The sequence below is a fragment of the uncultured Microbacterium sp. genome (assembly GCF_937927635.1).
Classification (GTDB): domain Bacteria; phylum Actinomycetota; class Actinomycetes; order Actinomycetales; family Microbacteriaceae; genus Microbacterium.
This window is the reverse complement of the sequence record NZ_CALBRW010000032.1, coordinates 1-18,401: the sequence shown is the minus strand read 5'-3', so window position 1 is coordinate 18,401 and position 18,401 is coordinate 1. Positions and strand designations below refer to the sequence as shown.

Genomic DNA, 18,401 nt, shown 5'->3' with positions numbered 1-18,401 from the left:
TCCCCTGCTCGCGTTCGGGCGCGTTCGGAGGGTGAGCGCCGTGCGCCTGCCGCGGATCTGTGCGCTTCGCGCGGATCGGATGCGGGAATTCTTCCGCGCCACGCGCATATCTCCGCGCGAACCGGACGGAGATGCCCGGCGCTACGCGCGCCGTGACGGCCGTGACACCACGGCCCGCGCCACCGCCGCCAGCGAGCGCATGGCAGCCTGATCGTCCCAGGGCGCCGCAGCGGGGCGCGCCTCCGCCAGCAGGCGCTCGTGCTGCCCGGCATCCGAGAGCACCCGGCGCAGGGCATCCGACAGCGCCTGCTCGTCGCCGGCCGGCACCAGCACTCCCCCGCCGTCGGTGAGGATGTCGCGCAGGCCGTACCGCACGTCGTAGGAGACCACCGGACAGCCGTGCGAGAGCGCCTCGACGATCGACAGCGGCTGGCCCTCGTACAGGGTCGCGGTGACCAGCAGCGAAGCCCGATCGAGCACGGATCCCGGATCGGTGGTGAAGCCCGCCAGGCGCACGCGGTCACCGGCATCGAGGTCGTCGATGAGCCGCTGCAGGCGCTGCTGCTCAGCGCCGCCGCCCCAGATCTCCAGCCGCGTGCCGGGCACGTCCGCCGCGACGAACGCGCGGATGGCGTGATCCACGCGCTTGCCCGGCGCCAGTCGACCCAGCGCCACCACCAGCCCCGGCTCGCGCTCCACAGCGGATGCCGCAGGCGGCACGATCCCGTTGGAGACCAGCACGTGCACGTCGCTCTCACCGAACCGCGCCACCACGTCGGCACGCTGCGATCTCGTCGGCCAGGCCACGGCGTCGAATCGCTCGCACAGCGCGAACCACCGGGTCCACAGCGGGTTCATCGGGCCGTCGATGTCGAACGGCGGCTCGAGGTGCATGGTGTGGATGGTGTGGATGATCCGCACCCGGGGGTCGTCCCAGGAGGCGATCAGCTCGCCGAGCTGCCGTGACTCGCAGATCACGACCATCGTGCGCTCGGTCTCCGCCGCGACCTTCTTCAGCCATGCGAGGTACAGCGCTCCGAAGCCGGCCAGCTCGCCGATCACGGTGCCCGCGGCGTCGTACACGCGCACGGCCGCGGTGCTCAGATGCCAGTCGGGGTTCCCGGCGATCACCGGCAGGGACAGGAACGGCAGGCCGTCGGCATCCGTCAGCACGCGGTCGTCATCGGCCGTACCAGCGGCGGGGACCGCATCCGTCAGTGCGGCGCGCACCCACTCCGCCGCCCCGCCGCCGGGCGCGACCGCCTCGTCGAAGAGATTGCGCAGTCGCTCGGGCGCTGTCAGCGCACCGCGCGCGGCGAACACGGCACGATGCTCGGCGTGCTCGGCGGCCGTGCCGGGATCGAAGGTCAGCAGCTGCGGACCCAAGCCGCTCTCCACGCCTGCCGCCGCCATCTGACGGGCACGCGCGAGCGTGGCGATGGTGTAGCCGCCGTCGAGATCCGGGATCAGACGGCTGGACAGGATCAGGTAGTCGGCATCCGGGAACACCGACACCGCGCTCACTCCCACTCGATGGTTGCCGGCGGCTTGGAGGTGACGTCCAGCACCACGCGGTTGATCTCGCGCACCTCGTTGGTGATGCGGTTCGAGATCTTCGACAGCACGTCGTAGGGCAGTCGGGTCCAGTCGGCCGTCATGGCGTCCTCGCTGGAGACGGGGCGCAGCACGATCGGGTGGCCGTAGGTGCGACCGTCGCCCTGCACGCCGACGGAGTGCACGTCGGCCAATAGCACCACCGGGCACTGCCAGATGGTCTGGTCCAGGCCCGCCTTCGTGAGCTCCTCGCGGGCGATGGCGTCGGCCTCGCGCAGGATCTCCAGGCGGTCGCGGGTCACCTCGCCGATGATGCGGATGCCGAGGCCCGGGCCGGGGAACGGCTGGCGCCCGACGATGCCCTCGGGGATGCCGAGCTCGCGGCCGATGGCGCGCACCTCGTCCTTGAACAGGGCGCGCAGCGGCTCGACCAGCTCGAAGTCCAGGTCCTCCGGCAGGCCGCCCACGTTGTGGTGCGACTTGATGTTGGCAGTGCCCGCACCTCCGCCGGACTCGACGACGTCGGGGTACAGGGTGCCCTGCACGAGGAACTTCACGGGGGCGCCGCCGGCGGCCTTCGCCTCCTCGACCAGATCGCGCTGCACCTGCTCGAAGGCGCGGATGAACTCGCGGCCGATGATCTTGCGCTTGGTCTCGGGGTCGGTGACGCCGGCCAGGTGGCCGAGGAACGTGTCGGCCGCGTCGACGGTGATCAGGCGCACGCCGGTGGACTCGACGTAGTCCTTCTCGACCTGCTCGCGCTCGCCCTTGCGCAGCAGTCCGTGGTCGACGAACACGGCGGTGAGCTGGTCGCCGATGGCCTTGTGCACGAGCGCGGTGGAGACGGCGGAGTCGACGCCGCCGGACAGAGCGGAGATCACGCGGGCATCGCCGACCTGCTCGCGGATGCGCTCGATCTGCTCGGTGATCACGCTGCTGCTGTTCCAGTCCGCGGGCAGGCCCGCGCTGCGGTGCAGGAAGTTCTCCAGCACCTCCTGGCCGTGGTCGGAGTGCTTCACCTCGGGGTGCCACTGCACGCCGTACAGCTTGCGCTCCTCGTTCGCGAAGGCCGCGACCTTGGTGGCGTCGGTGGTGGCGAGCACCTCGAAGCCCTCGGGCGCGCGGGAGACCTGGTCGCCGTGGCTCATCCAGACGTTCTGCTCGGCGGGCTGGCCGGCCAGCAGTGAGTTCGACGTCTCGGGGATGTGCGCGTCGGTGGCGCCGTACTCGCGCAGACCGGTGTTGGCGACCTCGCCGCCGAGGGTCTGCGCCATGTACTGGAAGCCGTAGCAGATGCCCAGCGTCGGCACGCCCAGCTCGAACACCGCCGGGTCCAGCTTGGGAGCGCCCTCCTCGTACACCGACGAGGGTCCGCCGGTGAGGATGATCGCGACGGGGTTCTTCGCCGCGATCTCGTCGGCCGTGGAAGTGTGCGGCACGATCTCGCTGTACACACCGGCCTCGCGCACGCGGCGGGCGATCAGCTGCGCGTACTGCGCGCCGAAGTCGACGACGAGCGTGGGACGCTGCTGGGTCTCGGGCTGTTCGGTCAACGGGCACCTTCCGGAGATGAGGTCGGGGTCGCTGCGGCCTCGGCGGCCTCGCGCGCGGAGAGATAGCTCTTCATCTCGCGCGAGACGCGCGCCTCCATGAAGAACGACAGGAACGGGATGACGCCGCCGAGCATGAGCAGCAGCAGGCGCAGCAGCGGCCAGCGCATCAGGCTCCACATGCGGAAGCACGCGAAGAGGTACACGACGTAGAACCAGCCGTGCACGATGAGGATGCCCAGGGAGAGGTTGACCCCGTCGCCCATGGACTGCAGTCCGTCGGCGCCCTCGGCGACCGGCGCGAACCACAGGAACCCGCCCGATCCGCCCAGGAACAGCTCGAGGTGGATGGGCGTGTATTTCAGCACCATCTCCGTGACCAGCAGGAGGAGCATGACACCGGTGATGATCGACGCGATCTGATAGAACTTCAGCGCGCCGCGGATCGCCGGGAAACTGGCGATTTTGGGCTCGGGCATGGACACCAGTCTACTGGGCCGATGCCGTGCACCCTCCCTCGGTCCCCCGTGCTCGATCCAGACGTCCGCGACACGGCAGGAGGCCGCCGGGATCGCTCCCGACGGCCTCCCGTCCGCGTGCTCAGACCGTGCGGATGACGATCAGAACCATCCGGAGATCAGGCCGAGCACCCAGTCCACGATGCCCTGCACGATGTGCGCGACGCCGCCCTTGCGGTTCACGTGCACCACCGCGGTCGCGGCGTCACCGTCGGCCTGCGAGACCGAGACCGTGTAGACGCCGGGCTGAGTCGCCGCAGGCACGGTCACGGATGCCGAGAACGAGCCGTCCTCCCCGACCTTCACCGTGCCGAGGTTGATCGCCTCGCCCTTCTTGGGCTGCAGCTGCACCGCCACGGTCTCACCGGGCTGGTAGTCGCTGCCGGTGATCGTGAGCGTCGTGCCCGCGGCCACCTTCGACGAGCCCAGCGAGATCGTGCCGGCGAACTCTCCGGGCTGGGTGCTCTCGGCGAACGAGACCGGGAGCACGACGGCCTGGCCCAGGTTCGGCGTGACCGTGAGCGTCTTGCCCGCGGCATCCGCCGGAACGGTGAACGTGTACGTCGCCGAACCGGCCTCGTCATAGGCATCCGTCACGGCGACGCTCACCGGGGCGGTGCCCAGCACGGTGTCTCCGAGCGCGAACGCGACCTCGGTGGGCACCTGCTCTCCGGCGCTGAACGCCAGCGACGAGAGCGCCACGGTCACCTGGTCGCCGACCTGGTACCCGTCCGCCGGGGCAGCCGGCGTGACCGCTGCGCCGACCGCGCGCTGGGCGAGGTCGGGCGTCGCGGTCTTGTTGGCCGTGAACCAGTCCACCATCGACTGCAGGTCGATCTTGCCGGTGTCCTTCTTGTCGGTGCCCTGGGCGAAGGTGGCGAAGTTGTCGCCGCCCGCCGCCAGGAACGAGTTCGCCGCGACCAGGTACGACGCAGCGGGATCCACGGCCTGGCCGTTCAGGGTCATCGAGGTGATGTGCGAACCCTGCGCCGCAGCCGGGTCGTACGTGTACGTCAGACCCTTCGAGACGCCGAGCTTCAGGAACGGACGGGCCGAGCCCGCCGGCTGCCACTGCTCCTCGAGCACGGACTTCAGCTGCGCACCGGTCAGGCTCAGCGTGACCAGCGTGTTGGCGAACGGCTGCACCGACGCCGCCTCACGATAGGTGAGGTTGCCGTCGGGATCCGTGTCGGACGTGCCCTGGTACGCCATCACCGTGCGGATGCCGCCCGGGTTCATCAGCGCGATCTGGGCGCCCGTGGACTCCTGCTGCACGTCGGCGATGAAGTTGCCGATGGTGGACTCGCCACCCCGGTTCTCCGTCTTGCCGTCGCTCTGCAGGGCGCGGTTGAAGTCGGCCGTGATCTCGCCCACCTTGACGTTGCCGAGGACGTCGGCCTCCTTCTTGGCGGTGTCGACGATGGCCTGCACCTCCGGCACGGCCGGGTAGCTCGGAACGATGGCGGTCTTGCCGTCGGCCCCGATCTCCTCGTGCGTGAGCGGCTTGATCTCGTTGGTGATCGAGAGCAGCTTGTGCGTGGCCGGGTCGACCTGCAGGTTCATCACGCCCATGTTCTCGCCGTACTGCCCTGCCGAGACGACCGGGCGGCCGTCGATGACGTGGTTGTACGCGAGGTGGGTGTGCGCGGAGACGATCGCGTTGACGTCCTTGTCGACGCCGTACACGATCTTCCCGAGCGCGGAGTCGGGAGTGATGGAGTCGACCGAGGTCGTGGCCGCACCCTCGTGCACCAGCAGGATCACGACATCCGCCTCGCCATTGCTCGCATCGCCGTCGCGCAGCGCGTCGGCCGCGGTGTTGACCGAGGTGACGATGTCACGCACGTCGAGGTCCTTGATGCCGTCCGGTGAGACCAGGCTGTCCAGGTCCTCGGTGACCGCGCCGACGAAGCCGACCCGCACGCCGTCGACGGTCTTCACCCACGAGGGTGCGAGAGCGGTCGGCGCGTCCGCGTCGGAGCCGAGGAACACGTTGGAGCTGATGTACTCCCAGTCGGCCCGCTTGACGATGCGGTCGCGCAGGTCGGCCCAGCCCTTGTCGAACTCGTGATTGCCCGCGGCGCTGACCTCGAGACCGGCGGCGTTGAGCGCGTCGATCGTGGGGTTGTCGCCCTGGATGAACGAGGTGAACGTCGACGCTCCGACCAGGTCGCCGGCGGCGGCGAAGATCGTGTTCGGGTTCTTGGCGCGCACGTCCTCCACGGCGCCGGCGAGCACGGCGGCACCGGCTGCCGCACCGCTTGCTTCGATCCGACCGTGGAAGTCGTTGATCGTGGCGATGTCGATCGAGATCGGCGGCACGGTGGCCGAGACGCCGACGAGGATCGGGTCGTGGTCGCTGGAGCGGAACGGCGTGCCCGCCTCGGTGGCGGCGAACGCGTAGCCGCGGTCGCTCCACTCCGGCGAGTTGATGTTCCAGACGCCGGCGCCCGTGACGGATGCGGCGAGCGATGGCGACGCGATCACGTGGTCCAGCGAGCCGAGCTCGCCGTCGAACGAGTACGTGTACTGGCCCGCGGCCTTGGAGGGGACCGTGTCGAGCCACCCCTGCGAGGTGAACACGTCGATCGGGTCCTCCTGGCCGTAGGCGTTGAAGTCGCCGATCAGCAGCATGTCGCCACTGCCGGAGTCCTGCTTCAGCTTGTCGGTGAAGGCCAGCAGCGACTGCGCCTGCTTCACGCGGTCGGCGTTGAAGAAGCCCTGGCCGTCGGCGGGCTCGGTGCCCGTGCCGGACTTGGACTTGAAGTGGTTGGCCACAACGGTGACGGTGCGGCCGTCGATGTCGAACGCCTGCGCGATGGGCTCGCGGGCGTTGCCCCAGACGGTCTCATCCGTGATGGTCTGCGCGGCGCCCTGGGGCGTGACGGCGGCCTTCTTGTAGATGATGGCGCTGGTGATGAAGTCGGTCGTCGACGGATCCTTCAACGCGTCGGGGGTCGGAACGTACGCCCAGACCTCGGAGCCGGCTGCGGCGTTCAGCCCGCTGACCAGGTCGGCCAGTGCGGTGTCGACGGGCTCGCCGAGCTTGATCGAGTTCTCGATCTCCATCAGCGAGACGATCTCCGCGCCGGTGCCGTTGATGGCCGCGACGATCTTCGACTTCTGGATGCTGAACTGCGCAGCATCCTTCGCGCCTCGAGCGTCGGCGTTCTGCGAGCTGAGCGTCGTGAAGTAGTTGTAGACGTTGAACGACGCGATCTGCACGTCACCGCCGACCGACGGAACGGTCGGACGCGGGTTCCTCGTGGTGAAGGTGACCTTGTCGACCGCGGGTGACGCTCCGGTGAGGGGCTTGGCCGGCTGCAGGCGCCAGTCGTCGTGGTCGTACTGCAGCACCATGCTCTTGCCGGTGAAGTCGACGGCGTCGCCGTTGCGCACCACGACGTCCTTGGTGAAGTACGGCTGGCCCTCGCTGCCGACCTTGGCGGAGTAGCCGTCATCGAGCAGGATGCGGTCCGCGCGGTTGGCGGCGGCGATGGCATCCGCCTCCGCACCCGGACGCGTGGTCTCGGTGCTCTTGACGTTGAGCTCACCCGGGTTCAGCCACAGCGTGCCGTAGTTGTAGAGCTGGTGGCTGGAGGCGATCAGGTAGTCGCCGGTGGGTGCGACGAGCATGTTCTCGTACGCCTCGCGCGCGGTGCCGACGACGGTCGTGGGCAGCGCGACGGGTGCGGGAACGCCGACGGCGGCGGTGACGACGGAGACGTCGGCGGCGGATGCCGGGGTGATCTGCGTCTGGCCGTAGTACTCGCTCACGGCGCCGTTGACCGAGACGAGGTCGCCGACCGCGCCGGGGACGCTCTTGCCGTTCAGGTAGATGAAGATGCCGTCGGAGGAGCCGTCGGTCTTCTTCTCACCGCCGGTGCCGTGCGTCTGGATGACGATGCCGCCGTAGCTGCCGGTCGCCCGGTAGTCGGCGGTGATGACGCCCTCGACGGTGACGGTCTTCCCGACCAGCGGCGAGGTGTCGGCGGTGCCCTGCACGGCGGCGATGGAGACCTTCTCGCCCGGCTGCGGGTCGGGATCGGGGTCGGTGCCCGGGTCGGTCGCCCCGGTCTCGCCCTTGGCGTTGGTCGGGGTGATGGATGCCGACAGCGAGAAGTCCGCGCCGTTGTCGTCGGTGTCCTTCGCGTCGGTGCGGTTCATGGACGGGGCATTCGTATTGCTCGTCGGCGCCTTCGCGACCGTGCCCTCGAACGAGTTGGAGGTGCCGTAGCCGAGCAGGTCGAGGATGCCGTCGACGCCTGTCAGAGAGCCGGTTCCGGGGTTGATGGCGGCGGTGCCGTCGACGAGTGCGAGGGTTCCGGTGGTGCCGCTGAACGAGGCGCCGGTCGTGGCGTCGGCTGCGGGCAGCTCGGCGCCGGTCGCGCCGTTGCTGCTGCCCTTGACCAGGTAGTGGCCGTGCGCCTTGATGGTCCCGGTGAGGGGGACGACGGCGGTGAACGCCGTGGCCGTGCCGGCCGCGCGGTACTGCAGCGAGGTGCCGTCCAGCGCGACGTCGGCATCGGTCGGGTTGTACAGCTCGACGAACTTGTTCTTGAACGCGGCGCCGGCGCTGCCGCCGGAGAGCGCGGCCTCGTTGATGACCACGCCCGTGCCCGCGGTGTTCGCAGAGGCGGGTGCGGCGATGAGCGTGCCGAAGCCCAGGGCGAAGGCGGTGGTCATGGCGAGGGCGCAGATGCGCCCCCGGTTCCTGTGCGGTGCGGACGGAACCGTGCGGTTCCGACCATCGGGGGCGGACATCTTCACAGCTGTCTCCTCGGGTGTGGGTGGAGCGCCGGTCCCGTGAACCGAGCGCCGTGCACTCTCAGCGTGCACACATGTCTGTGACCATAGGGCGGCGGTCGAAGGCGCGACAAGACGCTCGAGCGGATGTTGGCGCTCCGTCCATCTGCTGGTCACCGAACGTGCATCCCGCATTCGCCGTACGGGCAGGGGCTGTGCTCAGTCGGCGTCTTCCGTCGTGGATGCGGTCGACTCGCTCGCGGATGCCGCGGCCTCTTCGAACGCCTCGACGTCACGCTCCCAGGCGTCCTTCGCCAGCCGGTACCAGAGGTAGAACGCGAAGCCGGCGAAGACCGCCCACTCCGCCGCGTAGAAGATGTTCAGCCAGTTGATCGGCGAGCCCTCGGTGGGCGCCGGCGAGCTGATGTCGGTCAGGCCGGCGGTCGCCGTGGCGGATGCCAGGTAGGGGCGGTACACGTTCAACTGGTCGATGTCGTGCCAGCGGCTGAGCAGTGCCGCCGGTGACATGCGGGTGAGCTCGAGCGGGTCGGATGCCGGTGGCACTTCGACGCCCTCGTCGTCGATGAGCCGGCCGGTGATCTCGGCCTGCGTGGCGCCCGCCGCGTCGAGCCTCTTGACAGCGGCATCCGCCTTCTCACGGGTGGGGGCCCACCCGATCGCGACGGCGATGGAGGTGCGGTCGGCCACGCGCAGTTGGCCGGAGACCCAGTAGCCCTCGTCGCCGTCGTTGAAGCGCTGCGACAGCACGATGAAGTCGCCGGGCACCCAGGTGCCGCTGGTGCTCACGCGCTGGCCGCCCAGGCTCTGGTCCAGGTACTCGCCCGGCTGGATCACGTCGGTCAGCGGGCGCACCTGCTCGGTCGCGCCGGCCGGAGGCGGGGAGGTGTCGATGGCGCGCGAGAGCTGCCACTGCCCCAGCCACGCGAAGATCCCCGCCACCAGCAGGCAGAGCGCGAGCACGCCGATCCAGCGCCTGCGCAGCATGACCTCGCGCAGGGTCGGCGGGAACTCCTGCACGGCGGGCGGCGGGGGCTGCGTCATCCCAGCTCGTAGGGCGCGAGCACGACCTCGACGCGCTGGAACTCCTTCAGGTCGGAGTAGCCGGTCGTCGCCATGGATTTGCGCAGTGCGCCGATCAGGTTCGCCGTGCCGTCGGCCACCGGAGCAGGACCGTAGAGGATCTCCTCCAGGTTCGCGACGCCCGGGACCGCCACGCGGCGGCCGCGCGGAAGCTGCGGGTGGTGCGCCTCGGCACCCCAATGGAAGCCCTGGCCGGGAGCATCCGTGGCACGGGCGAGTGCGACGCCCAGCATCACGGCATCCGCACCCATTGCGAGGGCCTTGACGATGTCGCCGGAGGTGCCCACGCCGCCGTCGGCGATCACGTGCACGTAGCGCCCGCCGGACTCGTCGAGGTAGTCGCGGCGCGCCGCGGCCACATCAGAGACGGCCGTGGCCATCGGGGCGTGGATGCCCAGGGTCGCGCGCGTGGTGGACGCAGCTCCCCCGCCGAAGCCGACCAGCACGCCGGCAGCGCCCGTGCGCATCAGGTGCAGGGCCGCCGTGTAGGTGGCGGCGCCGCCCACGATCACGGGGACGTCGAGGTCGTAGATGAACTTCTTGAGGTTCAGCGGCTCGGCCACGCTGGAGACGTGCTCGGCGGAGACCGTGGTGCCGCGGATGACGAACAGGTCGACGCCGGCGGCCACGACGGTCTCGTACAGCTCCTGCGTGCGCTGCGGTGTGAGAGAGCCGGCGACGGTGACGCCCGCGGCGCGGATCTCGGCCAGGCGCTGCTTGATCAGCTCGGGCTTGATCGGCTCGGAGTACAGCTCCTGCATGCGGACGGTGGCACCGGCCTCGGACAGGCCCGCGATCTCGTCGAGCAGCGGCTGCGGGTTCTCGTACCGGGTCCACAGGCCTTCGAGGTCGAGCACGCCCAGCCCGCCCAGGCGGCCCAGCGCGATGGCGGTCTGCGGGCTCACGACGGAGTCCATCGGAGCGCCCAGCACCGGGATCTCGAAGGAGTAGGCGTCGATGCTCCACACCGTGGAGACGTCCTCCGGGTTGCGGGTGCGCCTCGACGGCACGACCGCGATGTCGTCGAACGTGTACGCGCGACGCGCGCGCTTGCCTCGGCCGATCTCGATGTCCATGCTCACGCATCCAGCCTACCCGTCGTGGCTTTTGCCGCTTCCCGGGAGCCTCTCCCGCGTCATCCGCCTTCCCCCGCGTTGCCCATCCGCCCTCCCCGCGTTGCCCATCCGCCGAGAATCGGAAGACGGCCCGGAATCGGACAGATTCCGACGAATCCATCCGGATCCCGGCGATCCTCCGGTTCTGGGCGGGTGGATGCCGGCATCCGGAGTCCGCCGACTACGCCTGCACAATCGACGGATCGGACGACTTGTCCACAATCCGCGATTTCGAGCGCACGGCACATGCCCGGATCGAGCATCCTCGACAGGCATGAGCACCGATATTGCGGAGTGGATGCGGCAGCACCACGGCATCGCACACACTCGCGACCTGCGTGAGGCGGGTTTCTCCCGCCACACCGTGGGGAAGGCTGCGGATGCCGGGATGCTGCAGCGCGTGCACCGCACCTGGCTCGTGGCCCCGTACTGCTCGCCCGCACGCCGCGCCGCAGCAGAGCTCAGCGGGCGCGCCACCTGCGTCTCGGCGGCGGAGCTGCAGGGGCTGTGGACGCCGGACTCCGCGGACATCCACCTGTGGCTCCCGCCGACGACCACGACAGAACGCGGCCGCGAGCATCCGGGGCTCCTTCTCCACTGGGCACGTCCTCCCGTGCCCGTGGCGCGGTTCGACACCGAGGAGCCCGTGCTCAACGTGCTGTTCCATGTGGCCCGCTGCCTTGAGCCGAAGCTGGCAGCGACGGTGTGGGAGTCGGCGTTGCGCAAGAGCATGGTGACGCTGAGCCAACTGCGGCGCACGCAGTGGAGATCGCCGGCTGCGCAGACGGTGCTGCGGCAGGTCGGCGCACAGTCCGACTCCGGCATCGAGACGATCTTCCTGAGGATCGCCCGCAGCTGCGGCGTTCGCGTTCAGCAGCAGGTTCTCATCGACGGGCATCCGGTCGACGCACTCATCGGGGAGCGTCTGGTGGTGCAGATCGACGGCTTCGAGTTCCATGGCGAGGCGAAGGATCGGCGCAAGGATCTGCGACAGGATGCCCGGCTGGTGCTGCTGGGCTACACCGTGCTGCGGTTCGACTATCAGCAGATCATGTTCGACATGCGCCACGTGCAGGAGACGATCCTGAACGCGATCGCACAGGGGCTGCACCTGTTCGCGCGGCGCTGAAGCGCGGCGCGACGGGCGAGCGTCGCCGTGAAGCGCGGCCGAGAACCGGAGGACAGTCCAGAACCGGCCAGATCCCGACGAATCCATCCGGATCTCGGCGATCCTCCGGTTCTGAGCGGGTGGAGCGGATGCCCGACCTCAGGGCTCCGATGTGCGGGCCAGCAGCTCGGTGAGCAGAGCCTCGGACACGTCGTGCGGCAGCCGCTCGACGAGGGCCATCAGCACGGCCATGGGCTGGTCGGCTGAGACCTTTCCCGCCCCGGCCAGACGCAGCAGGCGCCATGCGGCCGCAGGTCCGGGCACCCGCCCGCCGTCGCCGTATCCCAGCATCCTCATGCCCGCCAGCAGCATCCTCGCGTCGGCCTGCGGTTCTCCTCGCACGGAATCGGATGCCGCGACCAGGGCCGCCGCGAACTCGTCCACGCCCCGCTCGAGCACGGGCGTGAGCGTGAGATGCGCGCTGTGCGGCATGCGCACGCCGTCCGCCTGCGTCAGCCCGGGCTGGTGCTGGATCTTCCAGCCGTAGCCGACGAGCGCGTCGGCCAGCCGATGCGGGTCCACGCGCTCCCTCTCCGGCACCGTCGGATCCGCCACCACTGCGATCGCCGGCCCGACGGGGTCGCCCAGCACGGCCAGACCCCGGATGCTGTCGACGGCGGCGCGCACGGCATCCGCCGCCCTCGTGATCGACCCCACCAGATCGGCATACCCGCTCGTGCCCAGGTGCTGCATGATCGCCCAGCCGGCGGCCAGCGGCGACACCGACTTCGAGCCCAGCAGCGTGGGGTTCACGACCGGGTACCCCGACCACCGCGTGGTGGCGAAGAACTGCGCCCGGTGCCGGCGACGCCCGCGGTGCAGCAGCACCGAGACGCCCTTGGGCGCGTAGCCGAACTTGTGCAGGTCGGCGGAGATGCTGGTCACGCCGCGCGCCCGGAAGTCCCAGTCCGGCAGCCCCGGCCACCAGGGCAGGACGAAGCCGCCGAAGCACGCGTCCACATGGCAGGGGATGCCCCGCGCCGACGTGGCTGCCGCCACCTCGGCGACAGGGTCGAGCACGCCCGTCGGATACGCCGGCGCCGACACGACCACCAGCGCCACGTCGTCACCCAGACGCGCGATGAGGTCCCTCGCGCGCGCGTGCCCGGAGGCACTGACCGGCACCGGGTCCCAGTCGAGGTCGAACAGCGCGGCGGCCTTCTGGAACGCCGCATGCACGGCCGTGGTCGTCACCAGCCGCGGACGCTCACCGCCCGGGTGTGTGCGCCGCCACAGGTCGCGCGCCGTCTTCACCGCCAGCAGGCAGCTCTCCGTTCCCCCGCTGGTGACTGATCCCACCACGGAGCCGCCGCCGTGCAGCATCCGCCTCGCGAAGCCGACCACGTCGCGCTCCATGGCGGCGATCGACGGGAAGACCGTGGGATCGAGTCCGTTCAGCGGGCGGGCGAGCCGCGCGGCGGCATCCGCCAGTTCGTCCAGCTCGGGTCTGCCCGAGTCGTACACGTACGACATCACGCGCCCGCCGTGGGTGGGAGCATCCCCCGCGCGCAGCCGTCTCAGTCGCTCGAGGATGTCGCCGGCATCGCTCATGCCGACGTTCCGACGATGTCATGCTCCCGCAGCCGGTACCGGGCCAGGGTGAGCAGACTCAGCAGCATCAGGGCCGCGGGCAGGATGCTGAAGGAGATCCCGATCCCGGTGACGGCGGCTGCCGGCTGCACGACCTCGTGGCCGGCGGTGGTCTCCAGGTAGCCCGTCGCTGCCAGCACGATGGTGAGGATGGTGCCCCCGAGCGCCATCCCACTGGTCTCGCCCGCCGTCCACACGCCGCCGAAGATCCCGGAGCGGTTCGCGCCGCCCGTTCCGGCGGCCTCCTGCACGGTGCGGTCGTAGGCGATCACGTCGGGGAGCATGGCCATCGGGAGCGTCTGCATGCCGGCGTAGGCGGCACCCGCCAGTGCCACCGGAGCCACGATCCACCAGCCCGGCACCCAGACCATGGCCGTGAGCGCCAGGGTCGCCAGCAGGAACAGCGCACTGGCCATGCGGAACGCCCGCTCCTTGCCGATGCGATCGGCGATGAGCTTCCACACCGGCGCCATCAGCAGGGCAGGGGCGATCAGTGCGACGAACAGCTGCGTGACGGCCGTCTCGTCGTCGAGCACCCAGCGCGCCACGTACTGCGCGGCGGCCAGCATCATGCCGGTGGCCAATCCCTGCAGCAGGAACGTCGCCAGCAGAGCGCGGAACGGCTGGCTCTCGCGCAGCACGACGATGCCATCGCGGTAGTGCTCCGCGATGGTGGAGCCGCGGCGCACCGGCAGCAGCGGGCGCTGCGGCGCCACGGAGGCCGAGGTCAGCATCCCGAACCCGAGGATGACGGCGGCGACGGCCGCCATCACGAGGTAGCCCAGCAGCGGGTTCTCGGGGAACAGCGCGCGCAGTTCGGGACCGCCCGCGCCGAACATCAGGATCGCGACGGTCAGCATGACCACCCGCCAGCTCAGCAGCCGGGTGCGCTCCCGGTAGTCGTCGGTCAGCTCGGCGGGCAAGGCGATGTACGGCACCTGGAACAGGCTGAAGCAGGTGGCGGCCAGCATGAACGCCACGAGCACCCACAGCGCCGCGGGCACCGGGCCGAGGCCCGCCGGCACGGCGAAGGTGAGCACGAACGCGAGGGGCAGCCCGATACCGCCGATCAGCATGGTCCGCCGGCGGGTGCCGGTGTGCGCGAGCGCCCGGTCGCTGATGCCGCCGATGACGGGGTCGATCAGCACGTCCCACACCTTGGCGACGGTGACGATCGCGCCGGCGGCGAGCGCGGTCACGCCCAGCGAATCGGTCAGGTAGTAGACCAGCACCAGGCCCGGCAGCGTGGAGAAACCGCCCGTGCCGAGCGACCCGATCGCATAGCGCGAGACCTGTCCCCGACTGAGCGAATTGGACCCTGACCGCATGCGCTCACTCTAGCGGCGCAGGCGTCGCCGCGCGGATGCACGGAAGGCGTCGTCGGCGGATGCGTCAGCCCGGGGCGGCCGGTACACATGTCGGCCCGTTTCACGGATGTCGGCTGGGACCCGCCGATGCGGCCGACATCCGTGATCTGAGCCGACATCCGTACCCGCACCGGACGCGCGAAAGGGGCGGATGCTCAGCATCCGCCCCTTCCGTGGATTCAGTTCAGCGCTTGTTGTAGTTCGGCGCCTCGACGACGATCTGCACGTCGTGCGGGTGCGACTCCTTCAGGCCGGCCGCGGTGATGCGGACGAACTTCCCGCGGGCCTTCAGCTCCTCGACGGTGCGCGCACCGACGTAGAACATCGACTGGCGCAGTCCGCCGACCAGTTGGTACACGACCGCCGACACCGGGCCGCGGTAGGGCACCTGGCCCTCGATGCCCTCGGGGATGAGCTTGTCATCGCTGGGCACGTCGGCCTGGAAGTAGCGGTCCTTGGAGTACGAGGTCTGCTTGCCGCGCGTCTGCATGGCGCCCAGCGAACCCATCCCGCGGTACAGCTTGAACTGCTTGCCGGACTGGAAGACGATCTCGCCCGGCGACTCGTCGGTGCCGGCCAGCAGCGAGCCCAGCATCACGGCATCCGCACCGGCGACCAGCGCCTTGGCGATGTCGCCGGAGTACTGCAGACCGCCGTCGGCGATCACCGGGATGCCCGCGGGGGCGGCGGCCAGCGACGCCTCGTACACGGCCGTGACCTGCGGCACGCCCACGCCGGCGACGATGCGGGTGGTGCAGATGGACCCGGGGCCCACGCCCACCTTCACGGCGTCGACGCCGGCATCCACCAGGGCCTGCGCGCCCTCACGGGTCGCGACGTTGCCGCCGATGATGTCGATGTGCTCGAACGTGGGGTCGGCCTTCAGCCGCTTGATCAGGTCGATCACGCCCTGCGACTGGCCGTTGGCGGTGTCGACCACCAGCACGTCCACGCCCGCGTCGCGCAGCGCCTCGGCACGCTCCCAGGCATCGCCGAAGAAGCCGATCGCGGCGCCCACGCGCAGGCGGCCGTGCTCGTCCTTGGTGGCCAGCGGGTACTTCTCGCTCTTGTCGAAGTCCTTGATGGTGATCAGGCCCGCGAGCTTGCCGTCGGAGTCGATCAGCGGCAGCTTCTCGACGCGGTGCTTGGCGAACAGCGCGATGACCTCGCCCGCGGGCACGCCCACCGGCGCCGTCACCAGGTTCTCGCTGGTCATCACGTCCTTGACCAGGGTGGTCTTGCGCTCGAAGCCCGAGACGAACCGCATGTCGCGGTTGGTGATGATGCCCACCAGGTGCTTCTCGTCATCGACGACGGGCAGGCCCGAGATGCGGTACTTCGCGCACAGCTTGTCGACCTCGTCGACGGTGGCGTCGGCGGTGGTCGTGATCGGGTCGGTGATCATGCCGGACTCGCTGCGCTTGACGCGGTCGACGTCGGCTGCCTGATCGGCGATGGAGAGGTTGCGGTGCAGGATGCCGATGCCGCCCTCGCGCGCCACCGCGATGGCCATGCGCGCCTCGGTCACGGTGTCCATCGCGCTGGAGAGCAGCGGCGTCGCGACCGAGATGCGGCGGGAGATGCGCGACGACGTGTCGGCCTCGCTGGGGATGACGTCCGTGTGCCCTGGCAGCAGCAGCACGTCATCGTAGGTGAGCCCTGTGAAACCGAACGGATCGTGCTGGGGCATAGAAACTGGCTCCTCTGCGCCTGGCGGCGCGATCGAATGACGGGAATGCGCGGGGACGACTGCGGCCTGGACGGGAGCGTGTCCGTCGTGTACCGAGTCTAACGGCCCGCGGACCCCGGAGATTCCCAGGAAGACGGGTGCGACACGCGCGGGCTGCACGTTCCGATCAGGAAACGGTTGGTGCGGATCGGGCCGCCGGGGGGATACGCTCAGTGCACGTCCATCATCGAACGACTGCCCGAGTTCGTTCGAGGGCACTCGATGTGGAGGATGCGTGGGACTGAGAACTGTGGCGCTTCAGCGCCCCCGAACCGGGCTGATGGCGCTGATCGCAGCACTGTTGGCCACTTTCATCGTGCTCGGCATACCCGCCGGTTCAGCACAGGCCGCCACGACACCTGACGGCCAGGAGATCACCGCGTTCTACTTCGGCGGCAACATCACCAACAACGACAAGCCGGTCGCTGATGTGGGGATGAGCGTCGAGGGCAACGGCTTCAAGGGCAAGACGAAGACGGATGCCGACGGCAAGTGGCGTCTGTACGTGCCGAAGAAGGCCACGTACACGATCACGATCGACGAGGACACCCTGCCCAAGGGCGTGATCATCGACCCGTCCAAGCTGCCGCAGGGCGTGAAGGCGGTCTCCGGCACCAGCGGCGCCTTCGAGGCCTCGTTCGGCCTGACCGGCACGAAGATCGTGAACCTGTTCCTCGGACAGGGCGAGCGCGTGACCGAGTCGTTCTGGAGCCAGCTGCTCTCGCGCACCTTCAACGGCCTGAACTTCGGCCTGCTGCTGGCGCTGGCGTCGATGGGCGCCGCCCTCATCTACGGCACCACGCGCCTCGGCAACTTCGCCCACGCCGACATGGTGACCTGGGGCGGCATCGTCGCGGTGCTGTGCACCTCGTTCTGGAGTCTTCCGCTGTGGCTCGGCATTGTCGCCGCCGTCGTCGGAGGCGGACTGCTGGGCTGGGCACTGGATGTCGGCCTGTGGGCTCCGCTGCGAAGACGCGGCATGAGCGTCGTGCCGCTGATGATCGTCAGCATCGGCCTGGCGCTGGCCATGCGATACATCTTCCAGTTCGTGATCGGCGGCGGCACGCTTCAGCTGCCGGGCGCCAGTCCGAAGCCCTGGAATCTGGGCCCGATCTCGCTGTCGTACATCGACGTGATCACGATGTCCGTCAGCCTGGTGGTCATCATCGGCGTGGGGCTGTTCCTCACCCGCACCCGGATCGGCAAGGCCACCCGCGCCATCTCCGACAACCCGCAGCTCGCCGCGGCCACCGGCATCGACGTCGACAAGGTCATCCGCCTGGTGTGGATCCTGGCGGGCGCCCTGGCGGCGATCTCCGGCATCCTGTGGGCGTACTTCCGCCCCGGTGTGAAGTGGGACATGGGCGTGCAGATGCTGCTGCTGATCTTCTGCGCCATGACGATCGGCGGCCTCGGCACCGCGTTCGGCGCCATCATCGGCTCGATCATCGTCGGCATCGCCGTCGAGGTGTCCACCCTCTGGATCCCGTCCGACCTGAAGTACGCCAGCGCGCTGGCCGCGCTGATCATCATCCTGCTGGTGCGCCCGCAAGGACTTTTCGGACGCAAGGAGAGGTTGGGCTGACATGGACTTCGGAAGCATCTTCGGCGACACCGCCGCATACCTGCTCAGCCCCGTCACCATCGCCTACGCGCTGGCGGCGACGGGCCTGGCCGTGCACTTCGGCTACGCCGGCCTGCTGAACTTCGGCATGGCGGCCTTCATGGCCGTGGGCGCCTACGGCTACGCCATCTCGGTGCTGAGCTTCGGCCTCCCCTGGTACATCGGCATGCTCATCGGCCTGCTGGCCGGCGCCCTGCTGGGACTGCTGCTCGGCATCCCGACGCTGAGGCTGAGAGCCGACTACCTGGCCATCGCGACCATCGCCGCCGGCGAGATCGTGCGCCTGCTGTTCACCACCGAGCTGTTCCGCGAGTGGACCAACTCGGCCGGCGGCCTGGC

11 protein-coding genes and 1 pseudogene are annotated in these 18,401 nt (G+C 69.7%); 3 read left to right on the top strand and 9 right to left on the bottom strand.

What is annotated here, in order from left to right; all coding sequences use genetic code 11:
• Positions 1 to 141: 141 nt before the first annotated feature.
• The 6 genes from Q0568_RS14190 to Q0568_RS14165 all read right to left on the bottom strand — a co-directional run bounded on the left by Q0568_RS14190 (position 142) and on the right by Q0568_RS14165 (position 10,545).
• Positions 142 to 1,524: a glycosyltransferase gene (locus tag Q0568_RS14190; protein ID WP_298867608.1), complete on the bottom strand. Its 1,383-nt coding sequence runs from the start codon at positions 1,522 to 1,524 to the stop codon at positions 142 to 144.
• On the bottom strand, positions 1,521 to 3,107 hold the full coding sequence (gene guaA, locus Q0568_RS14185) for a glutamine-hydrolyzing GMP synthase (protein ID WP_298867606.1): 1,587 nt from the start codon (positions 3,105 to 3,107) through the stop codon (positions 1,521 to 1,523). Before guaA ends, Q0568_RS14190 begins: the two co-directional genes overlap by 4 nt.
• Entirely contained in the window at positions 3,104 to 3,583 is a 480-nt protein-coding gene (locus Q0568_RS14180) for a DUF3817 domain-containing protein (RefSeq protein WP_298867604.1), read from the bottom strand. Before Q0568_RS14180 ends, guaA begins: the two co-directional genes overlap by 4 nt.
• A 141-nt stretch (positions 3,584 to 3,724) precedes the next feature.
• A complete protein-coding gene (locus tag Q0568_RS14175; RefSeq protein WP_298867644.1) occupies positions 3,725 to 8,386 on the bottom strand; it encodes an ExeM/NucH family extracellular endonuclease in 4,662 nt (1,553 codons plus the stop codon).
• Between the two features lie 201 nt (positions 8,387 to 8,587).
• Positions 8,588 to 9,430: an SURF1 family protein gene (locus Q0568_RS14170; protein WP_298867602.1), complete on the bottom strand. Its 843-nt coding sequence runs from the start codon at positions 9,428 to 9,430 to the stop codon at positions 8,588 to 8,590.
• Positions 9,427 to 10,545, bottom strand: a complete 1,119-nt coding sequence (locus tag Q0568_RS14165; RefSeq protein ID WP_298867642.1) for a GuaB3 family IMP dehydrogenase-related protein — start codon at positions 10,543 to 10,545, stop codon at positions 9,427 to 9,429. The genes Q0568_RS14170 and Q0568_RS14165 overlap by 4 nt, the downstream gene beginning before the upstream one ends.
• Before the next feature lie 313 nt (positions 10,546 to 10,858).
• On the opposite strand from Q0568_RS14165, the gene Q0568_RS14160 reads away from it, so the two are divergent.
• Positions 10,859 to 11,713, top strand: coding sequence for a type IV toxin-antitoxin system AbiEi family antitoxin domain-containing protein (locus tag Q0568_RS14160; protein ID WP_298867600.1), 855 nt, complete (start codon positions 10,859 to 10,861; stop codon positions 11,711 to 11,713).
• 138 nt (positions 11,714 to 11,851) lie between these two features.
• On the opposite strand, the gene Q0568_RS14155 is transcribed toward Q0568_RS14160, so the two are convergent.
• From Q0568_RS14155 to guaB, 3 genes are all read right to left on the bottom strand, one after another.
• Positions 11,852 to 13,303 carry an aminotransferase class V-fold PLP-dependent enzyme gene (locus Q0568_RS14155; protein ID WP_298867598.1) on the bottom strand — a complete coding sequence of 484 codons (1,452 nt, stop codon included), beginning with the start codon at positions 13,301 to 13,303 and terminating at the stop codon, positions 11,852 to 11,854.
• The gene (locus Q0568_RS14150) at positions 13,300 to 14,670 is read right to left on the bottom strand and encodes an MFS transporter (protein ID WP_298867596.1); all 1,371 of its coding nucleotides are present in this window, start codon (positions 14,668 to 14,670) and stop codon (positions 13,300 to 13,302) included. Before Q0568_RS14150 ends, Q0568_RS14155 begins: the two co-directional genes overlap by 4 nt.
• 223 nt (positions 14,671 to 14,893) lie before the next feature.
• The gene (gene guaB / locus Q0568_RS14145) at positions 14,894 to 16,399 is read right to left on the bottom strand and encodes an IMP dehydrogenase (protein WP_298867593.1); all 1,506 of its coding nucleotides are present in this window, start codon (positions 16,397 to 16,399) and stop codon (positions 14,894 to 14,896) included.
• Between the two features lie 274 nt (positions 16,400 to 16,673).
• Here guaB and Q0568_RS14140 point away from each other — a divergent pair, with 274 nt between their 5' ends.
• Positions 16,674 to 18,023, top strand: a complete 1,350-nt coding sequence (locus Q0568_RS14140; protein WP_366941415.1) for a branched-chain amino acid ABC transporter permease — start codon at positions 16,674 to 16,676, stop codon at positions 18,021 to 18,023.
• Between the two features lies 1 nt (position 18,024).
• A pseudogene (locus tag Q0568_RS14135) lies at positions 18,025 to 18,401 on the top strand (branched-chain amino acid ABC transporter permease); the annotation flags it as partial.

Bases quoted from the DNA above. Each gene is read 5' to 3' on its own strand.
- Q0568_RS14160 (WP_298867600.1), top strand. From the start codon at position 10,859: ATGAGCACCGATATTGCGGAGTGGATGCGGCAGCACCACGGCATCGCA.
- guaB (WP_298867593.1), bottom strand. From the start codon at position 16,399: ATGCCCCAGCACGATCCGTTCGGTTTCACAGGGCTCACCTACGATGAC.
- Q0568_RS14155 (WP_298867598.1), bottom strand. From the start codon at position 13,303: ATGAGCGATGCCGGCGACATCCTCGAGCGACTGAGACGGCTGCGCGCG.
- Q0568_RS14180 (WP_298867604.1), bottom strand. From the start codon at position 3,583: ATGCCCGAGCCCAAAATCGCCAGTTTCCCGGCGATCCGCGGCGCGCTG.
- Q0568_RS14170 (WP_298867602.1), bottom strand. From the start codon at position 9,430: ATGACGCAGCCCCCGCCGCCCGCCGTGCAGGAGTTCCCGCCGACCCTG.
- Q0568_RS14150 (WP_298867596.1), bottom strand. From the start codon at position 14,670: ATGCGGTCAGGGTCCAATTCGCTCAGTCGGGGACAGGTCTCGCGCTAT.
- Q0568_RS14165 (WP_298867642.1), bottom strand. From the start codon at position 10,545: ATGGACATCGAGATCGGCCGAGGCAAGCGCGCGCGTCGCGCGTACACG.
- Q0568_RS14175 (WP_298867644.1), bottom strand. From the start codon at position 8,386: ATGTCCGCCCCCGATGGTCGGAACCGCACGGTTCCGTCCGCACCGCAC.